Genomic DNA, 22,298 nt, shown 5'->3' on the forward strand with positions numbered 1-22,298 from the left:
GTGCCTTAAGGGCCTGGGCGGTGCCCCCAGGCGGCACGGGTGGGCGCAGCGGCACCCCGGTAGCGCCGGGCCGCGCGACCCACCCCCGGCCCGCCCCAGCAGGCGGCAAGGTCAGAAGCCGGCGGGCTCCGTGTACACCCCCCACTCGTCCCGCAGCACGCCACAGATCTCGCCCAGCGTCGCCTCCGCCCGCACCGCGTTCAGCATCGGCTCGATCATGTTGGAACCGTCCCGAGCCGCACCGATCATCGCGTCCAGCGACGAGCGCACCGCCGCCTCGTCACGCGAAGCGCGGCGCCCACCCAGCACCCGCACCTGCTCCCGCTCCACCTCATGACTCACCCGCAGGATCTCCAGATCCCCGGTGACAGACCCGTGGTGGACGTTCACGCCGACGACCCGCTTGTCGCCCTTCTCCAGCGCCCGCTGGTACTGGAACGCGGACTCCGCGATCTCCCCCGTGAACCACCCGTCCTCGATCCCCCGCAGGATCCCGGACGTGATCGGTCCGATCGGATGCCGGCCGTCCGGATGCGCCCGCAGCCCCCGCTCCCTGATCTGCTCGAAGATCTTCTCCGCGTCCGCCTCGATCCGGTCCGTCAACTGCTCCACGTACCACGAACCACCCAGCGGATCCGCGACGTTGCCGACCCCGGTCTCCTCCATCAGTACCTGCTGAGTCCGCAGCGCGATCTCCGCCGCCTGCTCACTCGGCAACGCAAGCGTCTCGTCCAGCGCGTTCGTGTGCAGCGAGTTCGTCCCGCCCAGCACCGCCGCCAGCGCCTCCACCGCCGTACGCACGACGTTGTTGTACGGCTGCTGCGCCGTCAGCGAGACACCCGCGGTCTGCGTGTGGAAGCGCAGCCACTGGGCCTTCTCGGACTTCGCGCCGTACACGTCCCGCATCCACCGCGCCCAGATCCGCCGCGCCGCACGGAACTTGGCGATCTCCTCGAAGAAATCGACATGCGCGTCGAAGAAGAAGCTGAGCCCCGGGGCGAACACGTCCACGTCCAGGCCTCGCGACAGCCCCAGCTCGACGTACCCGAAGCCGTCCGCCAGCGTGTACGCCAGCTCCTGCGCGGCCGTCGCCCCGGCCTCGCGGATGTGGTAGCCGGAGACCGACAGCGGCTTGTACGCGGGAATCCCGGCCGCGCAGTACTCCATGAGGTCGCCGATCAGACGCAGATGCGGCTCGGGCTGGAAGAGCCACTCCTTCTGGGCGATGTACTCCTTGAAGATGTCGGTCTGAAGGGTCCCATTGAGCACCCCCGGATCCACACCCTGCCGCTCCGCCGCCACCAGGTACATGCAGAAGACCGGCACCGCCGGTCCGCTGATCGTCATCGAGGTCGTGACATCGCCCAGCGGGATGTCCTTGAACAGGACTTCCATGTCCGCCGCCGAGTCGATCGCCACCCCGCAGTGCCCGACCTCGCCCAGCGAGCGCGGGTCGTCGGAGTCACGGCCCATGAGCGTCGGCATGTCGAAGGCGACCGACAGACCTCCGCCACCGTTGGCGAGGATCATCTTGTAGCGCTCGTTGGTCTGCTCGGCGTTGCCGAACCCGGCGAACTGCCGGATGGTCCAGGTACGCCCGCGGTAGCCGGTCGAGTACAGCCCGCGCGTGAAGGGGTACTCCCCCGGCCAGCCGATCCGCTCGAAGCCGTCATAGGTGTCCCCGGGACGGGGACCGTACACCGGCTCCACCGGGTCCCCGGAGAGCGTGGTGAAGTCAGCGTCGCGCTTGCGTGCGGCGTCGTACCGGGCCTGCCAGCGGCGGCGGCCCTCCTCGATGGCGTCAGCGTCCATACCGCCAAATTACTAGGACGTCCTAGTAAATGTCGATGGCTATCGGCCATTCGCCAGGGCGTCCTAGTAATTCTCCAGCAAGAACCGCCGGACGTTCGAGTCCGTCCGGCGGCAGAGGCAGCGGCTACGCCTTCGCGACCGCCGGCGACTCCCCGGCGATCTTGCCGTCCAGCTCGTGACTGATCTTCCGCTCCACGAAGAACGCGGCGGTCGGGATCGTCCCGGCGAGCAGCACCCACAGCTGCTTGGCGACCGGCCACTTCGCCTTGGAGCCCAGGTCGAAGGCGAAGACCAGGTAGAGGACGTACAGCCAGCCATGGGCGATGGCGACGACACGGGTGAAGTCGGCGGCGCCGTCCACGTCGAGGACGTACTTGGCGATCATGCCGAGGCACAGCAGGACGAGCAGCACACCGGTGACGTAGGCCAGGACGCGGTAGCGGGTCAGCACGCTCTTTTTCATGCCTACGAGCGTAACGGCCGTTCCGGGGCGATCTTCCGCCGCCCCCGCCCGGCCGGACCGGCCCCTACTGTTCCTCGAAGTCGTGCGCAGAGATCCGCAACGGCCGCAGCATCGCGAAGATCTCCGCGCACTCCTCGGCGTCGTACACACCCAGCCCGAAGTCCATCGCCATCAGGTCACGTGTGGCCGCCTCGACCACCTGGCGCCCCTTCTCGGTAATGGAGGCGAGCGTGCCGCGCCCGTCGTTGGGGTTGGGCCGCTTGTCCACGAGCCCCGACTTCACCAGCCGGTCGACGGTGTTCGTCACGGACGTCGGGTGCACCATCAGCCGCTCGCCGATCTTGGACATCGGCAGCTCGCCGGCCTTGGAGAAGTTGAGCAGCACCAGCGCCTCGTAACGCGCGAAGGTCAGCCCGTACGGCTTGACCACCGCGTCGACCTCCGCGAGCAGGATCTGCTGGGCGCGCATGATCGAGGTGATCGCGGCCATGGACGGCACGTTTCCCCAGCGCTGCTTCCAGAGTTCGTCGGCGCGGGCGATGGGATCGAAGGGAAGGCTGAGCGGCTTCGGCACGGCACTAGACCTTACCGGCCGGTCATATGGCGGTCAGCCCCGTCTCGCCCATCGGTCCCCGAGCGGTCCGCCGGACCTCCAGGACGAGGCACAGGCAGCACACCGTGCCGAGCGCACCGACCCCGCCCACGACGGTCGCGACCGGCCAGAACTCGGCCGCGGCCCCGGCGAGCGCCATGCCGATGCCCTGGATGGTCATGAGGCCCGCGGTGTGCACGGTCATCGCCCGTCCGCGCAGTTCCCGCGGCACCGCGTCCACGAACCAGCGGTCCAGGCCCAGGGTGTACGCCCCCGCGAGCCCGGTGACCAGTAGTGCGGCCAGGATCCAGCCGAGGCTGGGGCGAGCGGGTAAACCAGCAGGGGCGGCAGGGCGCCGGCAGCGAGCGGGCGGCGGGCGAGAGGGCGGGACCGGCGTACACCTCGCCGATGATCGTGCCGACCGGCATGGCACCCATCAGCAGCCCGACCCCGGCCGTACCGATGCCGATCTCGTCGGCGTATGCGACGGCCAGCGCCTCAGGCGCGACCTCGGCGGGCAGGGCCTCGTCCTGATGCCGAGCGTCTTCTCCTGGCCGGACGTGATCAGCGGCCTCGAGCCGCCCCGGCAGCCCACGGTCGTCTACCCGGCCCGAGGCATCGGCAGCCTGTGGACCGAGCCCGCGGGTGCCACGCCCGAGGCACTCGTTCGACTGCTCGGACGCGGCCGGGCCGCCGTACTGAACGCCCTGGACGACCCCGCCACGACCTCCGCCCTCGCCCACCGCCTCGACCTCGAGTACTACAAGGGCGCCGGTGAGCAGGGCGCCAGGGTCATCAGGAGGACGCGGGCCGACGGCAGGCGCCGGATGTCCGTCGCGATCAACCTCATGAGGTGGAACGAGCCGGACGCCCCGCAGGAACACCCCATCGACCACGCGCCGCGGGCGCTGTGCGGGGAAGCGATGTGCTCGGACGGGTCAGCGCTGAGCGCGCCGTAGGTGATGGCGGACCGCGCGCTGGGCCACCGGGCCCAGGTCGTCCAACGCCGCGACCAGACGGCCGAGTTGCTCCAGGGCGTCAAGGGCCGCGCCCGCCCCCTCCGCGTCCACGCCTTCGTACAGCTCGATCCCCACGAACGAGCCCGCCACCGCCCGTGCGAGACCGGGCGGGTCCACGAACTCGCCGAACGGGGTCTGCGCCAGGACCCTGGTCAGAACCTTCTCGATCTCGGTGATCCACAGATCGAGTCCGGCGGCGGTGGCGGGGGCGAGGCTCTCGTGGGTCTGGGCGCCGGCCAGGAGCTGGCCGAGGAGGGAGACATAGCCGGAAGCCCTCTCCTCCTCGTGCATCTCGCGGCCGAAGGCGAGGAGTTCGGACAGGGAGGTGATGGTGGCGAAACGGTCGCGGTAGCGGGAGACCCGCTGCTCGGCGCCGTACCGGCAGGCCGCCGCCAGCAGCTCGTTCAGGGAACCGAAGTGGTAGAAGACCAGCGCCTGATTGACCCCGGCCGCCGCCGCGACCGTACGCGCCGAGGTCTTCGCGATGCCCTGCACGGTCAGTGTCCGCAGCGCCCCTTGAAGGAGCTTCGTCTTCGTCTCCAAGGACTTGGCGGTCTCCGGGCTCACGCGCGCGCCTCCTCGCGCACCGGGCGCAGACCGGGGCGGACACCGCAGTGCCGGATGTCGGTGTACGTGGCGCGGAAGGAGCCCTCGTAGCCGAAGAGGGGGCCGAAGTACTTGTTCACCACCCGGACCTGGATACGGAAGCGGTCGGTCGCGTCGTCGTAGGACTCGCGCACCTCCGCCGTGGCGCCGACCAGTTCGGGTACCCGGACGTCCACCACGCCTTCCCGGAAACGGTGTTCGCCGGAGCGGATGAGGAGCGAGCCGTCGGGCTCGGCCGTGAAGTGCAGGTCGGTGGCGAGGTGTTGGTGGGTGCCGAGGTAGTCGAGGACGCGGTCGCCCCGGGGGCCCAGCACCATCCGGGCGTCGAAGCGGCGGGGCCGGCCGGGCAGCTCGAAGGTGCGCACGAAGGTCACCGTCTCACGCCCGAAGGTGTCGGTGTACGGCACGTTCTCGATCACGAAGGGCACCTGGCGGCCTTCGCGCGGGACCAGGATGTTGCGGGTGGTGCCGAGGGCCAGGAACGGCTTCACGAAGGCCCCGCCGTGCCAGATGCGGTCCATGACACCCCGGCCGGTGCACGCCTCCCCGCTCGTCAGGCCCACGGAGAAGCGGCGCTGGAGCTGCGGGTGCAGTCGGTCGAAGTCGGCGTCGCCCATCGCCGTGCGGAAGATCGAGGTCATCGCGGGTTCTCCAGGGTGCACAGGAGGCGGGGGGCACGCGCGCGTGTGGGTGGTTGGCGCAGGCAGCGCCGGGCGGCCGGGGTGCCGGACAGGGGCGCCTTGAAGAGCGCCACACAGATGACGACGGCCAGCACGAGCGGGCAGACGTACGCCATCGTCGGCGCGAGCGGGCCGAACAGGCGCAGGGAGGAGTCCAGGCCCAGACCGGCGCAGGCGAGGGTGATGACGAGCACGCGGACCGTCAGCTCCGCCAGCCAGTTCAGGCGGGCCCGCTCCGGACTGATGCCCCGCTCCAGCCACAGGCGCAGGCGGTCGAAGGACCAGGCCGTCGCCCAGCCCATCAGCGGGCGGAACAGGAGGCGGTCGGCGAGGGCACCGAGGGCGCCCCAGCGGGGGCGGTAGTCGTAGCCGGTGAGGAAGCGGACTCCGTCGCCGTCGGGGATGTAGCGCCAGTAGCCGCTGCCCTCGGCGAGCAGGGAGAGGGGGTGCGGGGAGGAGAAACGCAGGGCGGAGGTGCGGGCGCCGTCGGGGCGTTCCTTCTCGCCGGCCGAGACTCCGGTGCCGGCGACGGTGAGGAAGGGCAGCACGCGCGTGGCGTAGCGGAAGTGCTGCGGTTCGCCCTCCGCGCGCGGGAGGTGGGCGATCTCGGTGAAGCGGAGGTCCCAGCGCTGGTGCTGGGACGGCTCCTGCGTGCGTGACCACAGGTCGTCGAGATCGGCGCGGATCCGCGCCTCTATGTACAGACCGGTGTGACCCATGTGATTCCCCCAGGTCAGCCTGTTGTTTGAGCGAGTGCTCAAACTTGCTGTACAGGAAAGTACACTGTTTTGAGCGACTGCTCAAACAGCAGGGGCGGGAAAACCCCGGCCCGCGCGGGGCCGGGGTTCACGGTGGTGCGGGTGGCTATTCGGCGGCGAGGTACCGCTCCACCGTCTCGACCTTGGAAGTGAGGCCGTCGGTCACGCCGGGGCGGATGTCCGCCTTGAGCACCAGGGACACGCGCGGGGCGCGCGCCTCGACGGCGGCGACGGCACGCTTGACGACATCCATGACCTCGTCCCAGCTGGCGCCCTCGATCGAGGTGAACATCGCGTCGGTGCGATGCGGCAGGCCGGACTCGCGGACCACACGGACGGCGTCGGCGACGTACTCCCCCACGTCCTCGCCGACGCCGAGCGGCGTCACGGAGAAGGCGACGATCACGACGTCTTCACCTCGGCGCGGGCGCGGGAGGCGATGACCGCGTCCTCGGCCTCGCGCTTGAGCTTGCGCTCGGCGAAGAAGCCGCCGGTGGGCAGGACGGAGAGGACGAAGTAGAGGGCGGCGGTCGTCACGGGCCACTTCGTACGGTTCCAGGCGTCCGCCCAGAAGATCACATAGAGGATGAACAGGACGCCGTGGATCATGCCCATCACGGGCACCGCGTTGAAGTCCGTGGTCCGCTTCAGCACCGAGCAGACCAGCAGGAGGAGGAAGGAGACCGCCTCGGGCGCGGAGACGAGGCGGAGGCGGCGGAGGGCGGAGGCGGTCTTGATGTCCACGGGTCACCTTCGGTGGGAGAGACGTCGGGGTTTGTGAACACATGCACAAACGTCCGTCCATTGTGGCAAACAGGCGGGGGTGGTTCGGGCCGGGGGGCGGAGTCCGGGTCCACGGCAGGACAGTGCCCCATCCCCTAAGGGGACATTCAGGGTGGATCTCAGCACACAGCCCCCTGTCCGCGGCGGCCGTGCGCGGGCTACCTTCGCTGCGTGGCGATGTTCCGACTTCAGGGCAGCAAGGTGCTCGCCGTCGAGATGACCGGGGACGCCGTCAAGGCGAAGAACGGCTCGATGGTCGCGTACGACGGACAGATGGCGTTCAAGAAGCTCAGCGGCGGAGGTGAGGGCATCCGGGGCATGGTGACCCGGCGCATCACCGGCGAGCAGATGACGGTGATGGAGGTGAAGGGGCACGGGACCTGCTGGTTCGCGGACCGGGCGTCCGAGATCAACCTCGTGGGCCTCCAGGGGGACAAGCTGTACGTGGAGTCGAGCAATCTGCTCGCGACCGACGGCGGCCTCAGGACCGGCACGAGTTTCACGGGCCTGCGCGGGGCCTCGCAGGGCAACGGCCTGTTCACCACGACCGTGGAGGGGCACGGCCAGGCGGCGATCACCTCGGACGGCCCGGCGGTCGTGCTGCGGGTGAGCGCGCAGTACCCGCTGACCGTCGACCCCGGGGCGTACATCGCCCACCAGGGCGACCTCCGCCAGTCCTTCCAGTCCGGCGTGACCTTCCGCACGCTGATGGGCGAGGGCGGCGGTGAGGCCTTCCAGATCCGCTTCGAGGGCGACGGCCTCGTCTACGTACAGCCGAGCGAGCGGAACACGATCGCGGGGGACGTCTGACATGGCCTTGCGTGAGATCAACTCCAAGATGGTCGAGGCGACCGTGATGCCCGGCCAGCGGCTGTTCAGCCAGCGCGGCGCGATGCTCGCCTACAAGGGCGAGGTGTCCTTCACGCCCAACACCTCGGGCGGCCAGGGCGGGCTGATGTCGATGGTCGGACGCCGGGTCGCCGGTGAGGCCACCCCGCTGATGACCATCGAGGGCAGCGGCACCATCCTGTTCGGGCACGGCGGCCACCACGTCCAGGTGATCGGCCTGACCGGCGACACCCTGTACGTCGAGGCGGACCGCCTGCTGGCCTTCGAGGGCACGCTGGAGCAGGGCACGATGTTCATGGGCTCCCAGGGCGGTGTGATGGGCATGGTCCGCGGCCAGGTCACCGGCCAGGGACTGTTCACCACGACCCTGAGGGGGCACGGCTCGGTCGCCGTCATGGCGCACGGCGGCGTGCTGGAGATCCCCATCACCCCCCAGCGCCCGGTCCATGTCGACCCGCAGGCCTACGTCGCCCACCACGGCGACGTACGCAACAAGCTGTCGACCGCGCTCGGCTGGCGGGACATGGTGGGCCGGGGCTCCGGCGAGGCCTTCCAGCTGGAGCTCAGCGGCAGCGGTGCGGTGTACGTCCAGGCCTCGGAGGAGAAGCTGTGAGCACCTACCCGGGTGCGGGCCCCGTGATCCACGACCCGATGACCCTGCCGTCCGACGACAACGTCAACAACTACACCTTCTGCGTGGAGCTCAAGGGGACCCAGTGGTTCCTGCAGAAGGGGAAGATGATCGCCTACTACGGCTCGATCGACTTCAACGGCATCGGACACGGCCGGCTGGACCGCCTCGTCCGCTCGTCCTTCCATTCGCCTCTGCACGCGAGCGACTGGGTCGTGGCCGAGGGCTCGGGCAGGATGCTCCTCGCCGACCGGGCCTTCGATGTGAATTCGTACGACCTGGAAGACGGCAACCTGACCATTCGCTCAGGCAACCTGCTCGCTTTTCAGCCAAGTCTTTCGCTGAAGCAGTCGATCGTGCCGGGTTTTCTGACCCTCATCGGAACCGGAAAGTTCGTGGCCGCATCTAACGGTCCGGTGGTGTTCATGGAGCCCCCGATCCGGGTGGATCCACAGGCGCTCGTCGGCTGGGCCGACTGCCCCTCCCCGTGCCATCACTACGACTACGGCTACATGACCGGCCTGATGGGCGGTCTACGTGCGATGACGGGCCTCGGAGGGGCCTCCGGAGAGGAGCACCAGTTCGAGTTCGTGGGAGCCGGCACCGTGCTCCTGCAATCCTCGGAAGCCCTCATGGCCGAGCAGGCGACAGGGACGGTTCCACACCAGGCGGGGGTGCCCGGAAGCGGAGGCTCCACAGGTGGCTCACCGCAAGCCGGCGCACCGCGCCTTCCCGGACAGCTGGGGGACCTCCAGCGTCGCTTCGGGCTGTGAGCGGTAGTCTGCGGAGTGTGACGACTTCGAACGCGTGCGCACTGTCACACCGCCCTCACTAGTTAGCTTTTCAACATTTTAGGTAGACTTCATTTATGGAGACCGAGACGGCCACGCGCTGGCTGACCGATGCGGAGCAGTGCGCCTGGCGCACCCACCTGGAGGTCAACAGGCTGTTGACGTACCAGCTTGAGAGGGACCTCCAGCCGTTCGGCCTGACAATGAACGACTACGAGATCCTGGTGAACCTCTCCGAGTCCGAGGACGTACGGATGCGGATGAGCGACCTCGCGTCCGCCACCCTCCAGTCCAAGAGCCGCCTCTCCCACCAGATCACGCGTATGGAGAACGCGAACCTGGTGCGCCGCGAGAACTGCGAGTCCGACCGGCGCGGGCTCTACGCCGTCCTCACCGAGCACGGCATGGAGACGATGAAGAAGGTAGCGCCGCATCATGTGGCGTCTGTCCGGAGGCACTTCATCGATCTGCTCTCCCCCGAGGCGCTCACCGAGCTCAGCCAGGCGCTCAAGCCGATCGCGGAGCAGCTGCGCGGACAGCGCGGCCGCCCCTGACCCCTACCTAGGCGATGGGCAGGCGGAGTTCGAACAGGGCTCCGCCTGCCGGCGCGTCGCGGACAGTGAGTGTGCCGCCATGCCGCTGCGCGACGTCGCGGGCGATGGCGAGGCCGAGCCCGGCGCCGCCTTCGTCCCGGCTGCGGGCCTCGTCCAGCCGTACGAACCGCTCGAAGATCCGCTCCCGGTCGGCCTCGGGCACGCCGTCGCCGTCGTCGGCGACCTGGACGAGGGCCCACTGCCCGTCCCGGCGGACGGTCACGGTGATCGCGGAACGGGCGTGCCGGCCGGCGTTGTTGAGCAGATTGGCGAGCACTCGCCTCAGTTGCCCCCGCGATCCGGCCACTTCCACCGGCGCGTGCGCCCCCACCATCACCCCGGTCCGCCCCGCGGCCTCCTCCTCGGCCAGCACGGCGAGATCCACCCGCGCGTCGGTGGGCCGCTCCCCCGCGTCCAGCCGGGCGAGCAGCAGCAGGTCGGCGGCGAGGTGTTGCAGTCGTACGGTGTCCTCGACGGCCCCGTCCAGATCGAGGAACTCCGGGTGGGCGGCGGCCACTTCGAGCTGGGTGCGCAGGGAGGCGATGGGGCTGCGCAGCTCGTGGGAGGCGTCGGCGACGAAGCGGCGCTGGCGTTCGACGGAGGCCTCCAGGGCGGAGAGGGTCTCGTTGGTGGTCCGGGCAAGGCGGGCGACCTCGTCGTGCGTGTCCGGCTCGGGCACCCGCCGGGACAGATCCTCGGAGGCGGTGATCTCGGCCATCCCCCGCCGGATGCCCTCCACGGGGCGCAGCGCGCGCCGGGTGACCACCCAGGTCACCGAGCCGACCACGGCGATCAGGGCGGGCAGCCCGATCAGCATGACGGTCGATGCGGTGCGTACGGCGTCCCGCTCGGCCTCAAGAGAGGCACCGGCGTAGACAAGGACGGTCTCGCCGCGCGGGTCGGTGACCTCGATACGGGCGAAGCGGTACTCGTCCCGCTCACCGTCGACGGTGGCCCACCCCTGCCCGTGCCAGGAGATCTCCCCGAAGTCACCGCTCTCAGAGTCGTCGTCATCATCGTCGTCATCGCGCTCACTGCCCGGACTCCGCGCGGGCGTGACGTCGGAGACACCGGTGCCGCTGATCGCCTCCAGACCCTCGGTCACGGCGAGCACCCGTCCGTCCTGGTCCACCACTTGCACGGGATGGTCCTCGTCCAGGTCGAGTTCGGTGTACGGCACCTTCCGCGCGATCTGGCCGGCGACCGAGCGGGCGGCGTCGTCGGCCTCCGAGTCGGCCTGGCCGGTGAGATTGCTGCGCAGCGTGAGCAGCACGACGACACCGGCGGCGACGAGAGCCACCGCGACGACGAGGGTGGCGGCGAGGGTCGCTCGCGCGCGGACGGACCCGAAGAGGCGCTTCATCTGCCGGACTCCAGTCGGTACCCGGCGCCGCGGATGGTACGGATGAGGCCGGCGCCGAGTTTGCGGCGCAGATTGCTGATGTACACCTCGACGATGTTGGGGTCGCCGTCGTAGGCGAAGTCCCAGACGTGGTCGAGGATGTGCGCCTTGGACACCACCTGGCCCGCGTGCAGGGCGAGCTGCTCCAGGACCGCGAACTCCTTGGTGGTGAGCGGGATTTCGGTGCCGTCCCGGAAGACCTGGTGGGCGCCGGTGTCGACGCGGAGCTCGCCGAGGGTGAGCACCGGGGATCCGGCGCCGGTGTTGCGACGGCGAAGCAGCGCCTTGATCCGGGCGACGAGGACGACGTACGAGAACGGCTTGGTCAGGTAGTCGTCCGCCCCGGTGTCCAGGCCCTCGGCCTCGTCGTACTCGCCGTCCTTGGCGGTGAGCATCAGGATCGGCACGTCGTTGCCGGCGGCGCGGAGGGCGGAGCAGACGCGGTAGCCGTTGAGGCCGGGCAGCATGATGTCGAGGACGACGAGGTCGTACGCCCCCTCCGATGCCCGGTACAACCCCTCCCGCCCGTCATGGACGACGTCCACGGCATACCCCTCGGCCGTCAGCCCTTTGGCGAGCGACAGGGCAAGCCTCTTCTCGTCCTCCACGATCAGCAAGCGCATGGGTACAGCCTGGCAAAGCGACCCTGAAGATCTCTTCAGGGTCCTTCAGCTTCTCCTCAGCGTCGGTTCGCCAGATTGGTTCCCGTCAAACCGAACGACTCGGGAGGAACCAGGATGAAGCGCAACATCGTCATCGCCACCGTCGCCGCCGCGACCCTCATCACAGGCGGCACCGTCGCGGCCTACGCGTCCGGTGACGACGACAGCGCACCCACACAGCGGGAGCCGAACGTCCGCGCCGCCGACGACCGGGACGACGACACCAAGAAGGCCCGCACCGCCGAGGTCACCGCCGCCGACGCCGTAGCGGCCGCGCTGAAGCACACGCCGGGTACGGCCGTGGCCGTCGACCTGGAGGACGACGGCGAGGACGCCTGGAATGTGGACGTGGCGAAGTCGAACGGCACCGAGTACACGGTCAAGGTCTCCCCGAGCACCGGCAAGATCCTCGGCATCCAGCGCGACGACGACGAGGACGACACCCGCGACGACCTGGCCGCCCTGAAGGGCACAACCGTGAACGCCCGCGAGGCCGCCCAGGCCGCCGCGGCCCACGGCACCGTCACCGAGGTCGACCTGGACGACGACGGCCCCGCGGTCTGGAACGTGGAGACCACAAAGGGCGAGTGGAAGGTCGACACCAGGACGGGCAAGGTCACCCAGGACCAAGACGACGACCGGAACACCCAGGACGACGGCGACGACCGCGACGACCGCGAGGGCAACGACGACTGACGTCACCCAACCCGCACGACAGGGGCGCCCCATCACGGCGGCGCCCCGCACCGCTGCCTCAGCCCTGCGTAAGCCCCGCCACCAGTTCGTCCGCCGCCCGGTACGGGTCCAGTTCGCCCGCCACGATCCGTTCCGCCAGTGTGCTCAGGCGGCGGTCGCCGTGGAGGTCGCCGATTCGTTCGCGCAGGGCCGTGACCGCGATCGTTTCCACCTCGCGGGAGGCGCGGGACAGACGGCGTTCCGTGAGGACGCCCCGCTCTTCCATCCAGGCTCGGTGCTTCTCCAGGGCCTCCACTACCTCGTCGATGCCCTCGCTCCGCGCCGCCACGGTCTTCACGATCGGTGGCCGCCAGTCTCCGGGGCCTCGGGACTCGCCCAGGCCGAGCATGTGGTTCAGCTCGCGGGCGGTGGCGTCGGCGCCGTCCCGGTCGGCCTTGTTGACGACGTACACATCGCCGATCTCCAGGATGCCCGCCTTGGCCGCCTGGATTCCGTCGCCCATCCCGGGAGCCAGCAGCACCACCGACGTGTCCGCCTGCGACGCGATCTCCACCTCCGACTGGCCCACCCCGACCGTCTCCACGAGGATCACATCGCAGCCCGCCGCGTCGAGGACCCGGATCGCCTGGGGAGCTGCCCACGCCAGGCCGCCCAGATGGCCGCGGGTCGCCATGGACCGGATGTAGACGCCGGGATCGGACGCGTGCTCCGACATGCGGACGCGGTCGCCGAGGAGGGCGCCGCCCGAGAACGGGGACGACGGGTCGACGGCGAGCACGCCGACCCGCTTGCCCTGCTTGCGGTACGCCGTCACCAGCGCGGACGTGGACGTCGACTTGCCCACGCCCGGCGAACCCGTCAGGCCCACCACATACGCCCCGCCGGTGAGCGGTGCGAGTGCCGCCATGACCTCCCTGAGCTGCGGGGACGCCCCCTCCACCAGGGAGATCAGGCGAGCCACGGCCCGCGGCCTGCCCTCCCTGGCCTGGGCCACCAGCGTGGAGACGTCCTGCATCACAGCTCCGTTCACTCAGAGAAAGTCGGCTCAGGCCTTCGGTACCCGCACGATCAGCGCGTCGCCCTGACCACCGCCACCGCACAGCGCAGCCGCGCCCACGCCACCGCCCCGGCGCTTCAACTCCAGCGCCAGGTGCAGCACGAGACGCGCGCCCGACATGCCGATCGGGTGACCGAGGGCAATCGCACCACCGTTGACGTTCACCTTTTCCGTGGACACCCCGAGGTCCTTCATTGACTGGACCGCGACCGCCGCGAAGGCCTCGTTGATCTCGATCAGGTCGAGGTCGGAGACCTCAAGCCCTTCCTTCTTCAGCGCGTGCAGAATCGCGTTCGACGGCTGCGACTGAAGGCTGTTGTCCGGGCCCGCCACATTGCCGTGGGCGCCGATCTCCGCGATCCACTCCAGGCCGAGCTCCTGCGCCTTCGCCTTGCTCATCACCACGACCGCGGCCGCGCCGTCGGAGATCTGCGAGGACGTACCCGCCGTGATCGTGCCGTCCTTCGCGAACGCCGGGCGCAGCTTGCCCAGCGACTCCGCGGTGGTGTCCGCGCGGATGCCCTCGTCCTTGCTGAAGACGACCGGCTCGCCCTTGCGCTGCGGGATCTCGACCGGGGTGATCTCGGCCTCGTAGATCGCGTTCTTCTGGGCGGCGGCGGCGCGCTGGTGGGAGAGCGCGGCGATCTCGTCCTGCTCCGCGCGGCCGATGCCGAGGCGGGTGTTGTGCTTCTCCGTGGACTCGCCCATGGCGATGCCCTCGAAGGAGTCGGTCAGACCGTCGTGGGCCATCGAGTCGAGCATCTCGATCGCGCCGTACTTGAAGCCCTCGCGGGACTTCGGCAGCAGGTGCGGCGCGTTGGTCATGGACTCCTGGCCGCCCGCGACGATCACGTCGAACTCACCGGCGCGGATCAGCTGGTCGGCGAGCGCGATGGCGTCGAGGCCGGAGAGACAGACCTTGTTCACGGTCAGCGCCGGGACGCTCATCGGGATGCCGGCCTTGACCGCGGCCTGGCGCGCCGGGATCTGCCCCGCCCCGGCCTGGAGCACCTGGCCCATGATCACGTACTGCACCTGGTCGCCACCGATCCCCGCACGGTCGAGGGCGGCCTTGATCGCGAAGCCACCGAGGTCGGCTCCGGAAAACGACTTCAACGAGCCGAGCAACCGTCCCATGGGCGTCCTGGCGCCCGCGACGATCACCGAAGTTGCAGAAGACATGAGCTGCGATCCCCTTCCAGCTTGTACAGCCGAGGAGTGAACGAGGGTTTACTTCGAATGTACTGATGGCACTCCGTGCCGTCATCGGGCTGTCAGTGTGATCGCTGGCACGTTGCGTAACCACCTCCGGAGCGCTGCACTAACAGCATGCTGACGCGAATCGACCACATCGGGATCGCCTGTTTCGACCTCGACAAGACCGTCGAGTTCTACCGGGCCACCTACGGCTTCGAGGTGTTCCACTCCGAGGTCAACGAGGAGCAGGGCGTGCGCGAGGCCATGCTCAAGATCAACGATACGTCCGACGGCGGCGCGTCCTACCTCCAGCTCCTGGAGCCGACCCGCGAGGACTCCACCGTCGCGAAGTGGCTCGCCAAGAACGGCGAGGGCGTGCACCACATCGCCTTCGGTACGGCGGACGTGGACGCGGACGCCGCCGACATCAAGGGCAAGGGCGTACGCGTTCTGTACGAGGAGCCCCGACGCGGCTCCATGGGGTCACGGATCACCTTCCTGCACCCCAAGGACTGCCATGGCGTGCTGACAGAACTGGTCACTTCGGCGCCTGTTGAGTCACCTGAGCACTGACCCTCGTACATATGGGCCGGTAGGGTTGGGGGCGGTCGCCGCTCCATGGGGGGTGACCCGGTCCCTCCGTCAAAGGTGGCATCTGCCCTTCGGGCGGACGATGCCACCTTTGACGGAGGGACCGCCGGGGACCAGGTTTCGGGGGTACGAGCGGCGGGCAGCAGCCCATGCTCCGCCGTTGATCTGACACCATTCCCCGGGGGCCCCGTTCGGCGGATGGACGGAGCTCGTATGGAGAGACTTGCGACCAGGGGACGGATGGGACCGCGCAGTGCGGGGCTACGAACGCCAGGAGCGAGAGCCGGCGGCTGACGTCGACCACCTCTCTCGGTTCGAGGCCGAGATGGAGCGGCTGAAGACCGAGCGGGAAAAGGCGATCCAGCACGCCGAGGACCTCGGCTACCAGGTCGAGGTGCTGCGCGCCAAGTTGCACGAGGCGCGGCGCACCATCATGTCCCGGCCCGACTTCGGCGGCGGTGACATCGGCTATCAGGCCGAACAACTGCTGCGGAACGCGCAGATCCAGGCCGACCAGCTCAGGCAGGACGCCGAGCGGGAGCTGAGCCAGGCCCGCGCGCAGACCCAGCGCATCCTCCAGGAGCACGCCGAGCAGGCCGCGCGGCTCCAGGCGGAGCTGCACCAGGAGGCGGTCACCCGCCGTCAGCAGCTCGACCAGGAGCTCGCCGAGCGTCGCCAGACCGTCGAGTCGCACGTCAACGAGAACGTGGCGTGGGCCGAGCAGCTGCGTGCCCGCAGCGAGTCCCAGGCCCGCCGGCTCCTCGACGAGTCCCGCGCCGAGGCCGAGCAGGCCATGGCGGCCGCCCGCACGGAGGCCGAGCGCCTCACCGCGGAGGCCCGCCAGCGCCTCCAGAGCGAGGCGGAGACCGCCCGCGCGGAGGCCGAGCAGCTGCTACGGCGGGCTCGTACCGACGCCGAGCGGCTGCTGAACGCCGCCTCCACCCAGGCCCAGGAGGCCACCGACCACGCCGAGCAGCTGCGCAGCTCCACGGCGACTGAGTCGGACTCCGCCCGCCGTCAGGCCGCCGAGCTGAGCCGGGCCGCCGAGCAGCGTATGGCGGAGGCCGAGGAGGCGCTGCGCAAGGCGCAGTCCGAGGCGGAGAAGGTCCTCACCGAGGCCAAGGAAGCCGCGAGCAAGGCGCTCAGCAGCGCCGAGTCGGCCAACGAACAGCGCACCCGTACGGCCAAGGAGCAGGTCGCCCGGCTGGTCAGCGAGGCCACCAAGGAAGCCGAGGCCACCAAGGCGGACGCCGAGCAGGTCGTCGCGGACGCCCGCGCGGAGGCCGAGAAGCTCCTGGCGGAGGCCGCCGAGAAGGCCCGTACGCTCACCGCCGAGGAGAGCGCGACCCAGCTGTCGAAGGCGGCCAAGACCGCCGAGGACGTCCTCAACAAGGCGCAGCAGGACGCGCAGAACACCACCAAGGCCGCCGCCGAGGAGGCCGAGCGGATCCGCCGGGAGGCGGAGACCGAGGCGGACCGGCTGCGCGCCGAGGCGCATGACATCGCCGAGCAGCTCAAGGGCGCGGCGAAGGACGACACCAAGGAGTACCGCGCCAAGACGGTCGAGCTCCAGGAGGAGGCCCGCCGGCTGCGCGGCGAGGCCGAGCAGTTGCGCGCCGACGCGGTCGCCGAGGGCGAGAAGATCCGCGCGGAGGCCCGCAAGGAGGCCGTCCAGCAGATCGAGGAGGCGGCCAAGACCGCCGAGGAACTGCTGTCGAAGGCCAAGCAGGACGCCGACGAGCTGCGCCGGGGCGCGACGGCGGACAGCGAGAAGGTCCGCACCGAGGCCATCGAGCGGGCCACGACGCTGCGCCGGCAGGCCGAGGAGACGCTGGAGCGCACCCGGCAGGAGGCCGAGCGGCACCGCGCCGAGGCCGTCGAGCAGGCCGAGGGCATCCGGGACGAGGCCGAGCGGGCCGCGCGTGAGCTGCGCGAGGAGACCGAGCAGGCCATAGAGGCCCGTCGTCTGGAGGCCGCCGAGGAGCTGACCCGGCTTCACACGGAGGCCGAGCAGCGGGTGACCGCCGCCGAGCAGGCGCTGACGGAGGCCCGTGAGGCGGCTGCGCGGATCCGCCGCGAGGCCGCCGAGGAGACCGAGCGGCTGCGCGCGGAGTCCGCCGAGCGGATCCGCGCGCTCCAGCAGCAGGCCGAGGCGGAGGCCGAACGCCTGCGCACCGAGGCCGCCTCGGACGCGTCCGCCTTCCGGGCGGAGGGCGAGGCCATCGCCGTACGTCTGCGCTCGGAGGCCGCCGCCGAGGCGGAGCGGCTGAAGTCGGAGGCGCAGGACAGCGCGGACCGGGTGCGGGCGGAGGCGCAGGCCGCCGCCGAGCGGCTCGCGACCGAGGCGTCGGAGACACTGGCCGCAGCCCAGGAGGAGGCCGCCCGGCGCCGGCGCGAGGCCGAGGAGACCCTCGGCAGCGCGCGGCAGGAGGCGGACCAGGAGCGCGAGCGGGCCCGCGAGCAGAGCGAGGAGCTGCTGGCCTCGGCGCGCAACCGCGTGGAGGAGGCGCAGACCGAGGCGCTCAGGCTGGTCGAGGAGGCGGATCGGCGCGCGACCGAGATGGTCTCCGCGGCCGAGCAGCACGCCCAGCAGGTGCGGGACTCCGTCGCCGGGCTGCACGAGCAGGCCCAGGAGGAGATCCAGGGGCTGCGCAGCGCCGCCGAGCACGCGGCGGACCGTACCCGGCGCGAGGCCGAGGAGGAGGCGGACCGGGTCCGAGGCGACGCCTACGCCGAGCGGGAGCGGGCCTCCCAGGACTCGGGCCGGATCCGGCGCGAGGCGGCGGAGGAGACGGAGGCCGCCAAGGCGCTGGCCGAGCGCACGGTGTCGGAGGCCATCGCGGAGGCCGAGCGGCTGCGCGCGGACGCGTCCGAGCACGCTCAGCGGGTGCGGACGCAGGCCTCGGACACCATCGCCGAGGCCGACCAGGCCGCCGCGCGCACCCGGGCCGACGCCCGCGAGGACGCCAACCGCATCCGTTCGGACGCGGCGACGCAGGCCGACACCCTCATCACCGAGGCGCGTGCGGAGGCGGAGCGGCTGACCACCGAGACGGTGGAGGAGGCCGAGCGGGTCCGTGCCGATTCGGTGGCGCAGGCCGAGCAGCGGCTCTCGGACGCCACCGGGGAGGCGGAGCGGTTGCGGGCCGAGGCCGCCGAGACGGTGGGCTCCGCGCAACAGCACGCCGAGCGGATCCGCAGTGAGTCGGAGCGGGTGAAGGCCGAGGCGCTGGCGGAGGCCGAGCGGGTCACCGCGGCCGCGCGCGCGGAGGCGGAGCGGACCCTGGACGAGGCCCGCAAGGACGCCAACAAGCGGCGCTCGGAGGCGGCGGAGCAGGTCGACAAGCTGATCTCGGAGACCGCCGCCGAGGCCGACAAGCTGCTCTCCGAGTCGCAGAAGCAGGCGCTGAAGACGACCGCGGACGCGGAGTCGCAGGCCGACACCATGGTGGGCGCCGCCCGCAAGGAGGCCGACCGGCTGGTCGCGGAGGCGACGGTCGAGGGCAACTCCCGGGTGGAGAAGGCCCGTACGGACGCGGACGAGCTGCTCGTCGGCGCCCGCCGGGACGCCACCGCGATAAGGGAGCGCGCGGAGGAGCTGCGCGACCGCATCACCAGCGAGATCGAGGAGCTGCACGACCGGGCCCGCCGCGAGGCCGCCGAGACGATGAGGTCGACCGGCGATCGCTGCGACGCGCTCATCAAGGCCGCCGAGGAGCAGCTCGCGAAGGCCCAGGCGAAGGCGAAGGAGCTGGTCTCGGAGGCCAACTCCGAGGCGGGCAAGGTCCGTATCGCCGCGGTCAAGAAGGCCGAGGGGCTGCTCAAGGAGGCCGAGCAGAAGAAGACCTCGCTGGTCAAGGAGGCCGAGGAGCTCAAGGCCGAGGCGATCCGCGAGGCGCGGCGGACGGTCGAGGAGGGCAAGCGCGAGCTGGAGGTGCTGGTGCGTCGGCGTGAGGACATCAACGCCGAGATCTCCCGTGTCCAGGACGTGTTGGAGGCGTTGGAGTCTTTTGAGGCCCCGGCGGCCGGCAAGGACGGTGGCGTCAAGGCGGGTGCCACGGTCGGTGCCCCACGATCGGGTGGCAAGTCGTCGGAGAGCTAGCCAGGCGAACTCATTCCGGTGTCTTCTGGGGCCTTTGACCAACTTTTTGGCAAGTGGTCCGACGGTCAGCCACCCAAAAGGGGTGTCATTCTCCAGATCAAACACGTATCCGCTCGATGACACACCGCTTCGGCCCCTAGGATTCCACCTATCACCTCACCGGTCTCATTCGACAGGAACCCCATGAGCGACACTTCCCCCTACGGCTTCGAGCTTGTGCGGCGTGGGTACGACCGCGCTCAGGTGGACGAACGGATCTCTAAGCTCGTCTCCGACCGTGACAGCGCTCTCGCCCGCATCACCGCTCTGGAAAAGCGCATCGAGGAGCTCCACCTCGAAACGCAGAACGCCCAGGCCCAGGTAAGCGACGCCGAGCCGTCGTACGCCGGTCTCGGCGCGCGCGTCGAGAAGATCCTCCGTCTCGCCGAGGAAGAGGCCAAGGATCTGCGCGAGGAGGCCCGGCGCGCTGCCGAGCAGCACCGCGACCTCGCCGAGTCGGCGGCCCAGCAGGTCCGCAACGACGCGGAGTCGTTCGCGGCGGAGCGCAAGGCCAAGGCGGAGGACGAGGGCGTCCGGATCGTCGAGAAGGCCAAGGGCGAAGCCGCCCAGCTGCGGTCCGAGGCGCAGAAGGATGCGCAGTCCAAGCGTGAGGAGGCGGACGCCCTCTTCGAGGAGACCCGCGCCAAGGCCGCGCAGGCCGCAGCCGACTTCGAGACGAACCTGGCCAAGCGCCGCGAGCAGTCCGAGCGCGATCTGGCCTCCCGTCAGCAGAAGGCGGAGAAGCGTCTCGCGGAGATCGAGCACCGCGCGGAGCAGCTGCGCCTGGAGGCGGAGAAGCTGCGCACGGACGCCGAGCGCCGCGCTCGCCAGACCGTGGAGACCGCGCAGCGCCAGGCCGAGGACATCGTGGCCGACGCCAACGCCAAGGCCGACCGCATCCGTTCGGAATCCGAGCGCGAGCTCGCGGCGCTGACCAACCGCCGCGACTCGATCAACGCCCAGCTGACGAACGTCCGCGAGATGCTGGCGACCCTCACCGGTGCCGCGGTGGCCGCCGCGGGCACGCCGGCCGAGGACGAGCCGATCTCCCGTGGGGTTCCCGCGCAGCAGACCCGGTAACAGCAGTTCCGGTAACGCTCCGGCGTACAACCGCTGAACACCTGCAAAGCCCTCTGCCACTGAGGTGGCAGAGGGCTTTGTCCCGTTTTAGCGTTGCCGCATGATCGAGCTTGAGGGGCTGACCAAGCGGTACGGCGAGAAGATGGCGGTCAACAATCTCACCTTCACCGTCAGACCCGGCATCGTGACCGGGTTCCTCGGCCCCAACGGCGCGGGCAAGTCCACCACCATGCGCATGATGCTGGGCCTGGACCGGCCGACGGCGGGCGATGTCCGCATCGACGGCAAGCACTACGACCAGCTGAAGGACCCGCTCAAGTACATCGGGGCCCTGCTGGACGCGAAGGCCATGCACGGCGGCCGTAGCGCCTACAACCATCTGCTGTGTCTCGCGCAGAGCAACGGCATCCCGAAGAAGCGGGTGCAGGAGGTCCTCGACACCGTCGGTCTGACCCCGGTCGCGCGGAAGAAGGCCAAGGGCTTCTCGCTCGGCATGGGGCAGCGCCTCGGTATCGCGGGCGCGCTGCTCGGCGATCCGCGGATCCTGATGTTCGACGAGCCGGTCAACGGCCTCGACCCCGAGGGCATCCACTGGATCCGCAATCTGATGAAATCGCTGGCCGCCCAGGGGCGGACGGTGTTCGTCTCCTCGCATCTGATGAGCGAGATGGCCCTCACCGCCGACCATTTGGTCGTCATCGGCCAGGGCCGGCTGCTCGCCGACACCTCCATGGCCGACTTCATCGCGCAGAACTCGCGTTCCTACGTCCGTATCCGCACCCCGCACCGCGAGCGGCTGCTCGATGTGCTCCAGCGGGCCGGGGTGACGGTCGTGCAGACCGGGAACGGGACGCTGGAGGTGGACGGCGGGAAGTCGGAGCGGATCGGTGAGCTGGCGGCGCAGCACCGGATCGTGCTGCATGAGCTGAGCCCTCAGCAGGCGTCTCTGGAGGAGGCGTTCATGCAGTTGACCGCGGAGTCGGTGGAGTACCACGCGCACTCGGAGGCACCTCCCGAGCAGCCGCGGGCGTGGGGCGACGGCTGGCGAAAGGAGAGCTGAGCGATGGCGACGGGTCAGGTCATCCGTTCGGAGTGGACGAAGATCCGGTCCGTGGCGTCGACGGTGTGGACGCTGTCCCTCGCCGTGGTGGTCACGATCGCGCTGGGCATGCTGATCTCGCTGCTGTCGAAGAACGAGTTCGACAACATGGACCGCGCGGACCAGCTGTCCTTCGACCCGACCTTCATCAGCTTCGCGGGCATGAGCCTCGGTCAGCTCGCGATGATCGTGTTCGGGGTGCTGGTGGTGTCGAACGAGTACAGCACCGGCATGATCCGCACCTCGCTGGCCGCGGTGCCGCAGCGCGGATCCTTCCTGTTCAGCAAGATCACGGTGGCGACCGGTCTGGCCCTGCTGGTCGGTCTCGTCACCAGCTTCGTCACCTTCTTCCTGGGCCAGGCGATGCTCGGGGAGCACGGGGCCTACATCGGCGACGAAGGGGTGTTGCGGGCGGTCATCGGCGGTGGCCTCTATATGACGCTGATCGCGATGTTCTCGATGGGCGTCGCCGCGATGCTGCGTTCGCCGATGCTGTCGCTGGGCATCCTGATGCCGTTCTTCTTCCTGGTCTCCAACATCCTCGGCAATGTCCCGGCCACCAAGAAGATCGGCCGCTATCTGCCCGACCAGGCCGGCAGCAAGATCATGCAGGTGGTCACCCCGGTCGACAACGACACTCCGTACGGTCCCTGGGGCGGGCTCGGAATCATGATGCTGTGGGTGATCGCGGCGCTCGCGGGCGGGTTCGTCGTCCTCAAGCGGCGGGACGCCTGATTTTGCCTCGGCTTGAAGGGAACCGTCAGCGCCCCTATATCCTCCTAACCCTTACGGGGGC

At 70.0% G+C, this 22,298-nt stretch carries 23 protein-coding genes and 1 pseudogene; 11 read left to right on the forward strand and 13 right to left on the reverse strand.

Features of this window, described 5'->3' with window-relative positions:
* Window positions 1–111: 111 nt before the first annotated feature.
* The 4 genes from H4N64_RS26480 to H4N64_RS26495 form a co-directional block, all read right to left on the reverse strand.
* Window positions 112–1,812, reverse strand: coding sequence for an acyl-CoA mutase large subunit family protein (locus tag H4N64_RS26480; RefSeq protein ID WP_186284925.1), 1,701 nt, complete (start codon window positions 1,810–1,812; stop codon window positions 112–114).
* 124 nt (window positions 1,813–1,936) lie between these two features.
* Window positions 1,937–2,275 carry a DUF3817 domain-containing protein gene (locus H4N64_RS26485; protein WP_186284926.1) on the reverse strand — a complete coding sequence of 113 codons (339 nt, stop codon included), beginning with the start codon at window positions 2,273–2,275 and terminating at the stop codon, window positions 1,937–1,939.
* Between the two features lie 64 nt (window positions 2,276–2,339).
* The gene (locus H4N64_RS26490; RefSeq protein WP_186284927.1) at window positions 2,340–2,849 is read right to left on the reverse strand and encodes a MarR family transcriptional regulator; all 510 of its coding nucleotides are present in this window, start codon (window positions 2,847–2,849) and stop codon (window positions 2,340–2,342) included.
* Window positions 2,850–2,871: 22 nt separating this feature from the next.
* Entirely contained in the window at window positions 2,872–3,108 is a 237-nt protein-coding gene (locus H4N64_RS26495; RefSeq protein ID WP_186284928.1) for a hypothetical protein, read from the reverse strand.
* Between the two features lie 262 nt (window positions 3,109–3,370).
* Between H4N64_RS26495 and H4N64_RS26500 the strand changes: the two are divergent.
* Window positions 3,371–3,622: pseudogene (locus tag H4N64_RS26500) on the forward strand (transcriptional regulator); the annotation flags it as partial.
* A gap of 183 nt (window positions 3,623–3,805) precedes the next feature.
* Here the strand turns inward: H4N64_RS26500 and H4N64_RS26505 are convergent.
* The 5 genes from H4N64_RS26505 to H4N64_RS26525 form a co-directional block, all read right to left on the reverse strand.
* Window positions 3,806–4,453 (reverse strand): TetR family transcriptional regulator, encoded by a 648-nt coding sequence (locus H4N64_RS26505; protein ID WP_186284929.1) that lies wholly within the window; start codon window positions 4,451–4,453, stop codon window positions 3,806–3,808.
* Window positions 4,450–5,133, reverse strand: coding sequence for a DUF4166 domain-containing protein (locus H4N64_RS26510; protein ID WP_186284930.1), 684 nt, complete (start codon window positions 5,131–5,133; stop codon window positions 4,450–4,452). Before H4N64_RS26510 ends, H4N64_RS26505 begins: the two co-directional genes overlap by 4 nt.
* Complete coding sequence (locus H4N64_RS26515) at window positions 5,130–5,891, reverse strand: hypothetical protein (protein ID WP_186284931.1); 762 nt, start codon at window positions 5,889–5,891, stop codon at window positions 5,130–5,132. The genes H4N64_RS26510 and H4N64_RS26515 overlap by 4 nt, the downstream gene beginning before the upstream one ends.
* Before the next feature lie 145 nt (window positions 5,892–6,036).
* Window positions 6,037–6,336 carry an MTH1187 family thiamine-binding protein gene (locus H4N64_RS26520; protein WP_186284932.1) on the reverse strand — a complete coding sequence of 100 codons (300 nt, stop codon included), beginning with the start codon at window positions 6,334–6,336 and terminating at the stop codon, window positions 6,037–6,039.
* Window positions 6,333–6,674 (reverse strand): DUF3817 domain-containing protein, encoded by a 342-nt coding sequence (locus tag H4N64_RS26525; RefSeq protein ID WP_186284933.1) that lies wholly within the window; start codon window positions 6,672–6,674, stop codon window positions 6,333–6,335. The genes H4N64_RS26520 and H4N64_RS26525 overlap by 4 nt, the downstream gene beginning before the upstream one ends.
* Window positions 6,675–6,890: 216 nt before the next feature.
* On the opposite strand from H4N64_RS26525, the gene H4N64_RS26530 reads away from it, so the two are divergent.
* The 4 genes from H4N64_RS26530 to H4N64_RS26545 all read left to right on the forward strand — a co-directional run bounded on the left by H4N64_RS26530 (window position 6,891) and on the right by H4N64_RS26545 (window position 9,538).
* Window positions 6,891–7,523 (forward strand): AIM24 family protein, encoded by a 633-nt coding sequence (locus tag H4N64_RS26530; protein WP_186284987.1) that lies wholly within the window; start codon window positions 6,891–6,893, stop codon window positions 7,521–7,523.
* Between the two features lies 1 nt (window position 7,524).
* A complete protein-coding gene (locus tag H4N64_RS26535) occupies window positions 7,525–8,175 on the forward strand; it encodes an AIM24 family protein (protein WP_186284934.1) in 651 nt (216 codons plus the stop codon).
* Window positions 8,172–8,966 carry an AIM24 family protein gene (locus H4N64_RS26540; protein WP_186284935.1) on the forward strand — a complete coding sequence of 265 codons (795 nt, stop codon included), beginning with the start codon at window positions 8,172–8,174 and terminating at the stop codon, window positions 8,964–8,966. Before H4N64_RS26535 ends, H4N64_RS26540 begins: the two co-directional genes overlap by 4 nt.
* Window positions 8,967–9,061: 95 nt before the next feature.
* The gene (locus H4N64_RS26545; protein WP_186284936.1) at window positions 9,062–9,538 is read left to right on the forward strand and encodes a MarR family winged helix-turn-helix transcriptional regulator; all 477 of its coding nucleotides are present in this window, start codon (window positions 9,062–9,064) and stop codon (window positions 9,536–9,538) included.
* Window positions 9,539–9,545: 7 nt separating this feature from the next.
* Here H4N64_RS26545 and H4N64_RS26550 read toward each other — a convergent pair whose 3' ends face one another.
* Window positions 9,546–10,940, reverse strand: a complete 1,395-nt coding sequence (locus H4N64_RS26550; protein WP_186284937.1) for a sensor histidine kinase — start codon at window positions 10,938–10,940, stop codon at window positions 9,546–9,548.
* Window positions 10,937–11,602, reverse strand: coding sequence for a response regulator transcription factor (locus H4N64_RS26555; RefSeq protein WP_186284938.1), 666 nt, complete (start codon window positions 11,600–11,602; stop codon window positions 10,937–10,939). Before H4N64_RS26555 ends, H4N64_RS26550 begins: the two co-directional genes overlap by 4 nt.
* Before the next feature lie 114 nt (window positions 11,603–11,716).
* Here H4N64_RS26555 and H4N64_RS26560 point away from each other — a divergent pair, with 114 nt between their 5' ends.
* Window positions 11,717–12,337 (forward strand): PepSY domain-containing protein, encoded by a 621-nt coding sequence (locus H4N64_RS26560; RefSeq protein ID WP_186284939.1) that lies wholly within the window; start codon window positions 11,717–11,719, stop codon window positions 12,335–12,337.
* Window positions 12,338–12,395: 58 nt separating this feature from the next.
* Here the strand turns inward: H4N64_RS26560 and meaB are convergent, their stop codons facing one another.
* Window positions 12,396–13,352, reverse strand: coding sequence for a methylmalonyl Co-A mutase-associated GTPase MeaB (meaB, locus tag H4N64_RS26565; RefSeq protein ID WP_186284940.1), 957 nt, complete (start codon window positions 13,350–13,352; stop codon window positions 12,396–12,398).
* A 30-nt stretch (window positions 13,353–13,382) separates the two neighbouring features.
* A complete protein-coding gene (locus H4N64_RS26570) occupies window positions 13,383–14,576 on the reverse strand; it encodes an acetyl-CoA C-acetyltransferase (RefSeq protein ID WP_186284941.1) in 1,194 nt (397 codons plus the stop codon).
* A 147-nt stretch (window positions 14,577–14,723) separates the two neighbouring features.
* Here H4N64_RS26570 and mce point away from each other — a divergent pair, with 147 nt between their 5' ends.
* The 5 genes from mce (at window position 14,724) to H4N64_RS26595 (ending at window position 22,237) form a co-directional block, all read left to right on the forward strand.
* Window positions 14,724–15,164: a methylmalonyl-CoA epimerase gene (mce, locus tag H4N64_RS26575; protein ID WP_186284942.1), complete on the forward strand. Its 441-nt coding sequence runs from the start codon at window positions 14,724–14,726 to the stop codon at window positions 15,162–15,164.
* 271 nt (window positions 15,165–15,435) lie between these two features.
* On the forward strand, window positions 15,436–19,284 hold the full coding sequence (scy, locus tag H4N64_RS26580; protein WP_186284943.1) for a polarized growth protein Scy: 3,849 nt from the start codon (window positions 15,436–15,438) through the stop codon (window positions 19,282–19,284).
* 183 nt (window positions 19,285–19,467) lie between these two features.
* On the forward strand, window positions 19,468–20,403 hold the full coding sequence (locus H4N64_RS26585; protein WP_186284944.1) for a coiled-coil domain-containing protein: 936 nt from the start codon (window positions 19,468–19,470) through the stop codon (window positions 20,401–20,403).
* Window positions 20,404–20,503: 100 nt separating this feature from the next.
* Window positions 20,504–21,463 (forward strand): ABC transporter ATP-binding protein, encoded by a 960-nt coding sequence (locus tag H4N64_RS26590; RefSeq protein WP_186284945.1) that lies wholly within the window; start codon window positions 20,504–20,506, stop codon window positions 21,461–21,463.
* Window positions 21,464–21,466: 3 nt separating this feature from the next.
* On the forward strand, window positions 21,467–22,237 hold the full coding sequence (locus H4N64_RS26595; protein WP_186284946.1) for an ABC transporter permease: 771 nt from the start codon (window positions 21,467–21,469) through the stop codon (window positions 22,235–22,237).
* The last annotated feature ends 61 nt before the right edge of the window (window positions 22,238–22,298 follow it).

The sequence above is a fragment of the Streptomyces cupreus genome (genome assembly GCF_014257025.1).
Classification (GTDB): Bacteria; Actinomycetota; Actinomycetes; order Streptomycetales; family Streptomycetaceae; genus Streptomyces; species Streptomyces cupreus.

Excerpts from the sequence above, each read along its gene's own strand:
- H4N64_RS26480 (WP_186284925.1), bottom strand. The coding sequence starts at position 1,812 with ATGGACGCTGACGCCATCGAGGAGGGCCGCCGCCGCTGGCAGGCCCGG.
- H4N64_RS26485 (WP_186284926.1), bottom strand. The coding sequence starts at position 2,275 with ATGAAAAAGAGCGTGCTGACCCGCTACCGCGTCCTGGCCTACGTCACC.
- H4N64_RS26510 (WP_186284930.1), bottom strand. The coding sequence starts at position 5,133 with ATGACCTCGATCTTCCGCACGGCGATGGGCGACGCCGACTTCGACCGA.
- H4N64_RS26515 (WP_186284931.1), bottom strand. The coding sequence starts at position 5,891 with ATGGGTCACACCGGTCTGTACATAGAGGCGCGGATCCGCGCCGATCTC.
- H4N64_RS26530 (WP_186284987.1), top strand. The coding sequence starts at position 6,891 with ATGTTCCGACTTCAGGGCAGCAAGGTGCTCGCCGTCGAGATGACCGGG.
- H4N64_RS26535 (WP_186284934.1), top strand. The coding sequence starts at position 7,525 with ATGGCCTTGCGTGAGATCAACTCCAAGATGGTCGAGGCGACCGTGATG.
- H4N64_RS26545 (WP_186284936.1), top strand. The coding sequence starts at position 9,062 with ATGGAGACCGAGACGGCCACGCGCTGGCTGACCGATGCGGAGCAGTGC.
- H4N64_RS26550 (WP_186284937.1), bottom strand. The coding sequence starts at position 10,940 with ATGAAGCGCCTCTTCGGGTCCGTCCGCGCGCGAGCGACCCTCGCCGCC.
- H4N64_RS26555 (WP_186284938.1), bottom strand. The coding sequence starts at position 11,602 with ATGCGCTTGCTGATCGTGGAGGACGAGAAGAGGCTTGCCCTGTCGCTC.
- H4N64_RS26560 (WP_186284939.1), top strand. The coding sequence starts at position 11,717 with ATGAAGCGCAACATCGTCATCGCCACCGTCGCCGCCGCGACCCTCATC.
- meaB (WP_186284940.1), bottom strand. The coding sequence starts at position 13,352 with ATGCAGGACGTCTCCACGCTGGTGGCCCAGGCCAGGGAGGGCAGGCCG.
- H4N64_RS26570 (WP_186284941.1), bottom strand. The coding sequence starts at position 14,576 with ATGTCTTCTGCAACTTCGGTGATCGTCGCGGGCGCCAGGACGCCCATG.
- mce (WP_186284942.1), top strand. The coding sequence starts at position 14,724 with ATGCTGACGCGAATCGACCACATCGGGATCGCCTGTTTCGACCTCGAC.
- H4N64_RS26585 (WP_186284944.1), top strand. The coding sequence starts at position 19,468 with ATGAGCGACACTTCCCCCTACGGCTTCGAGCTTGTGCGGCGTGGGTAC.
- H4N64_RS26590 (WP_186284945.1), top strand. The coding sequence starts at position 20,504 with ATGATCGAGCTTGAGGGGCTGACCAAGCGGTACGGCGAGAAGATGGCG.
- H4N64_RS26595 (WP_186284946.1), top strand. The coding sequence starts at position 21,467 with ATGGCGACGGGTCAGGTCATCCGTTCGGAGTGGACGAAGATCCGGTCC.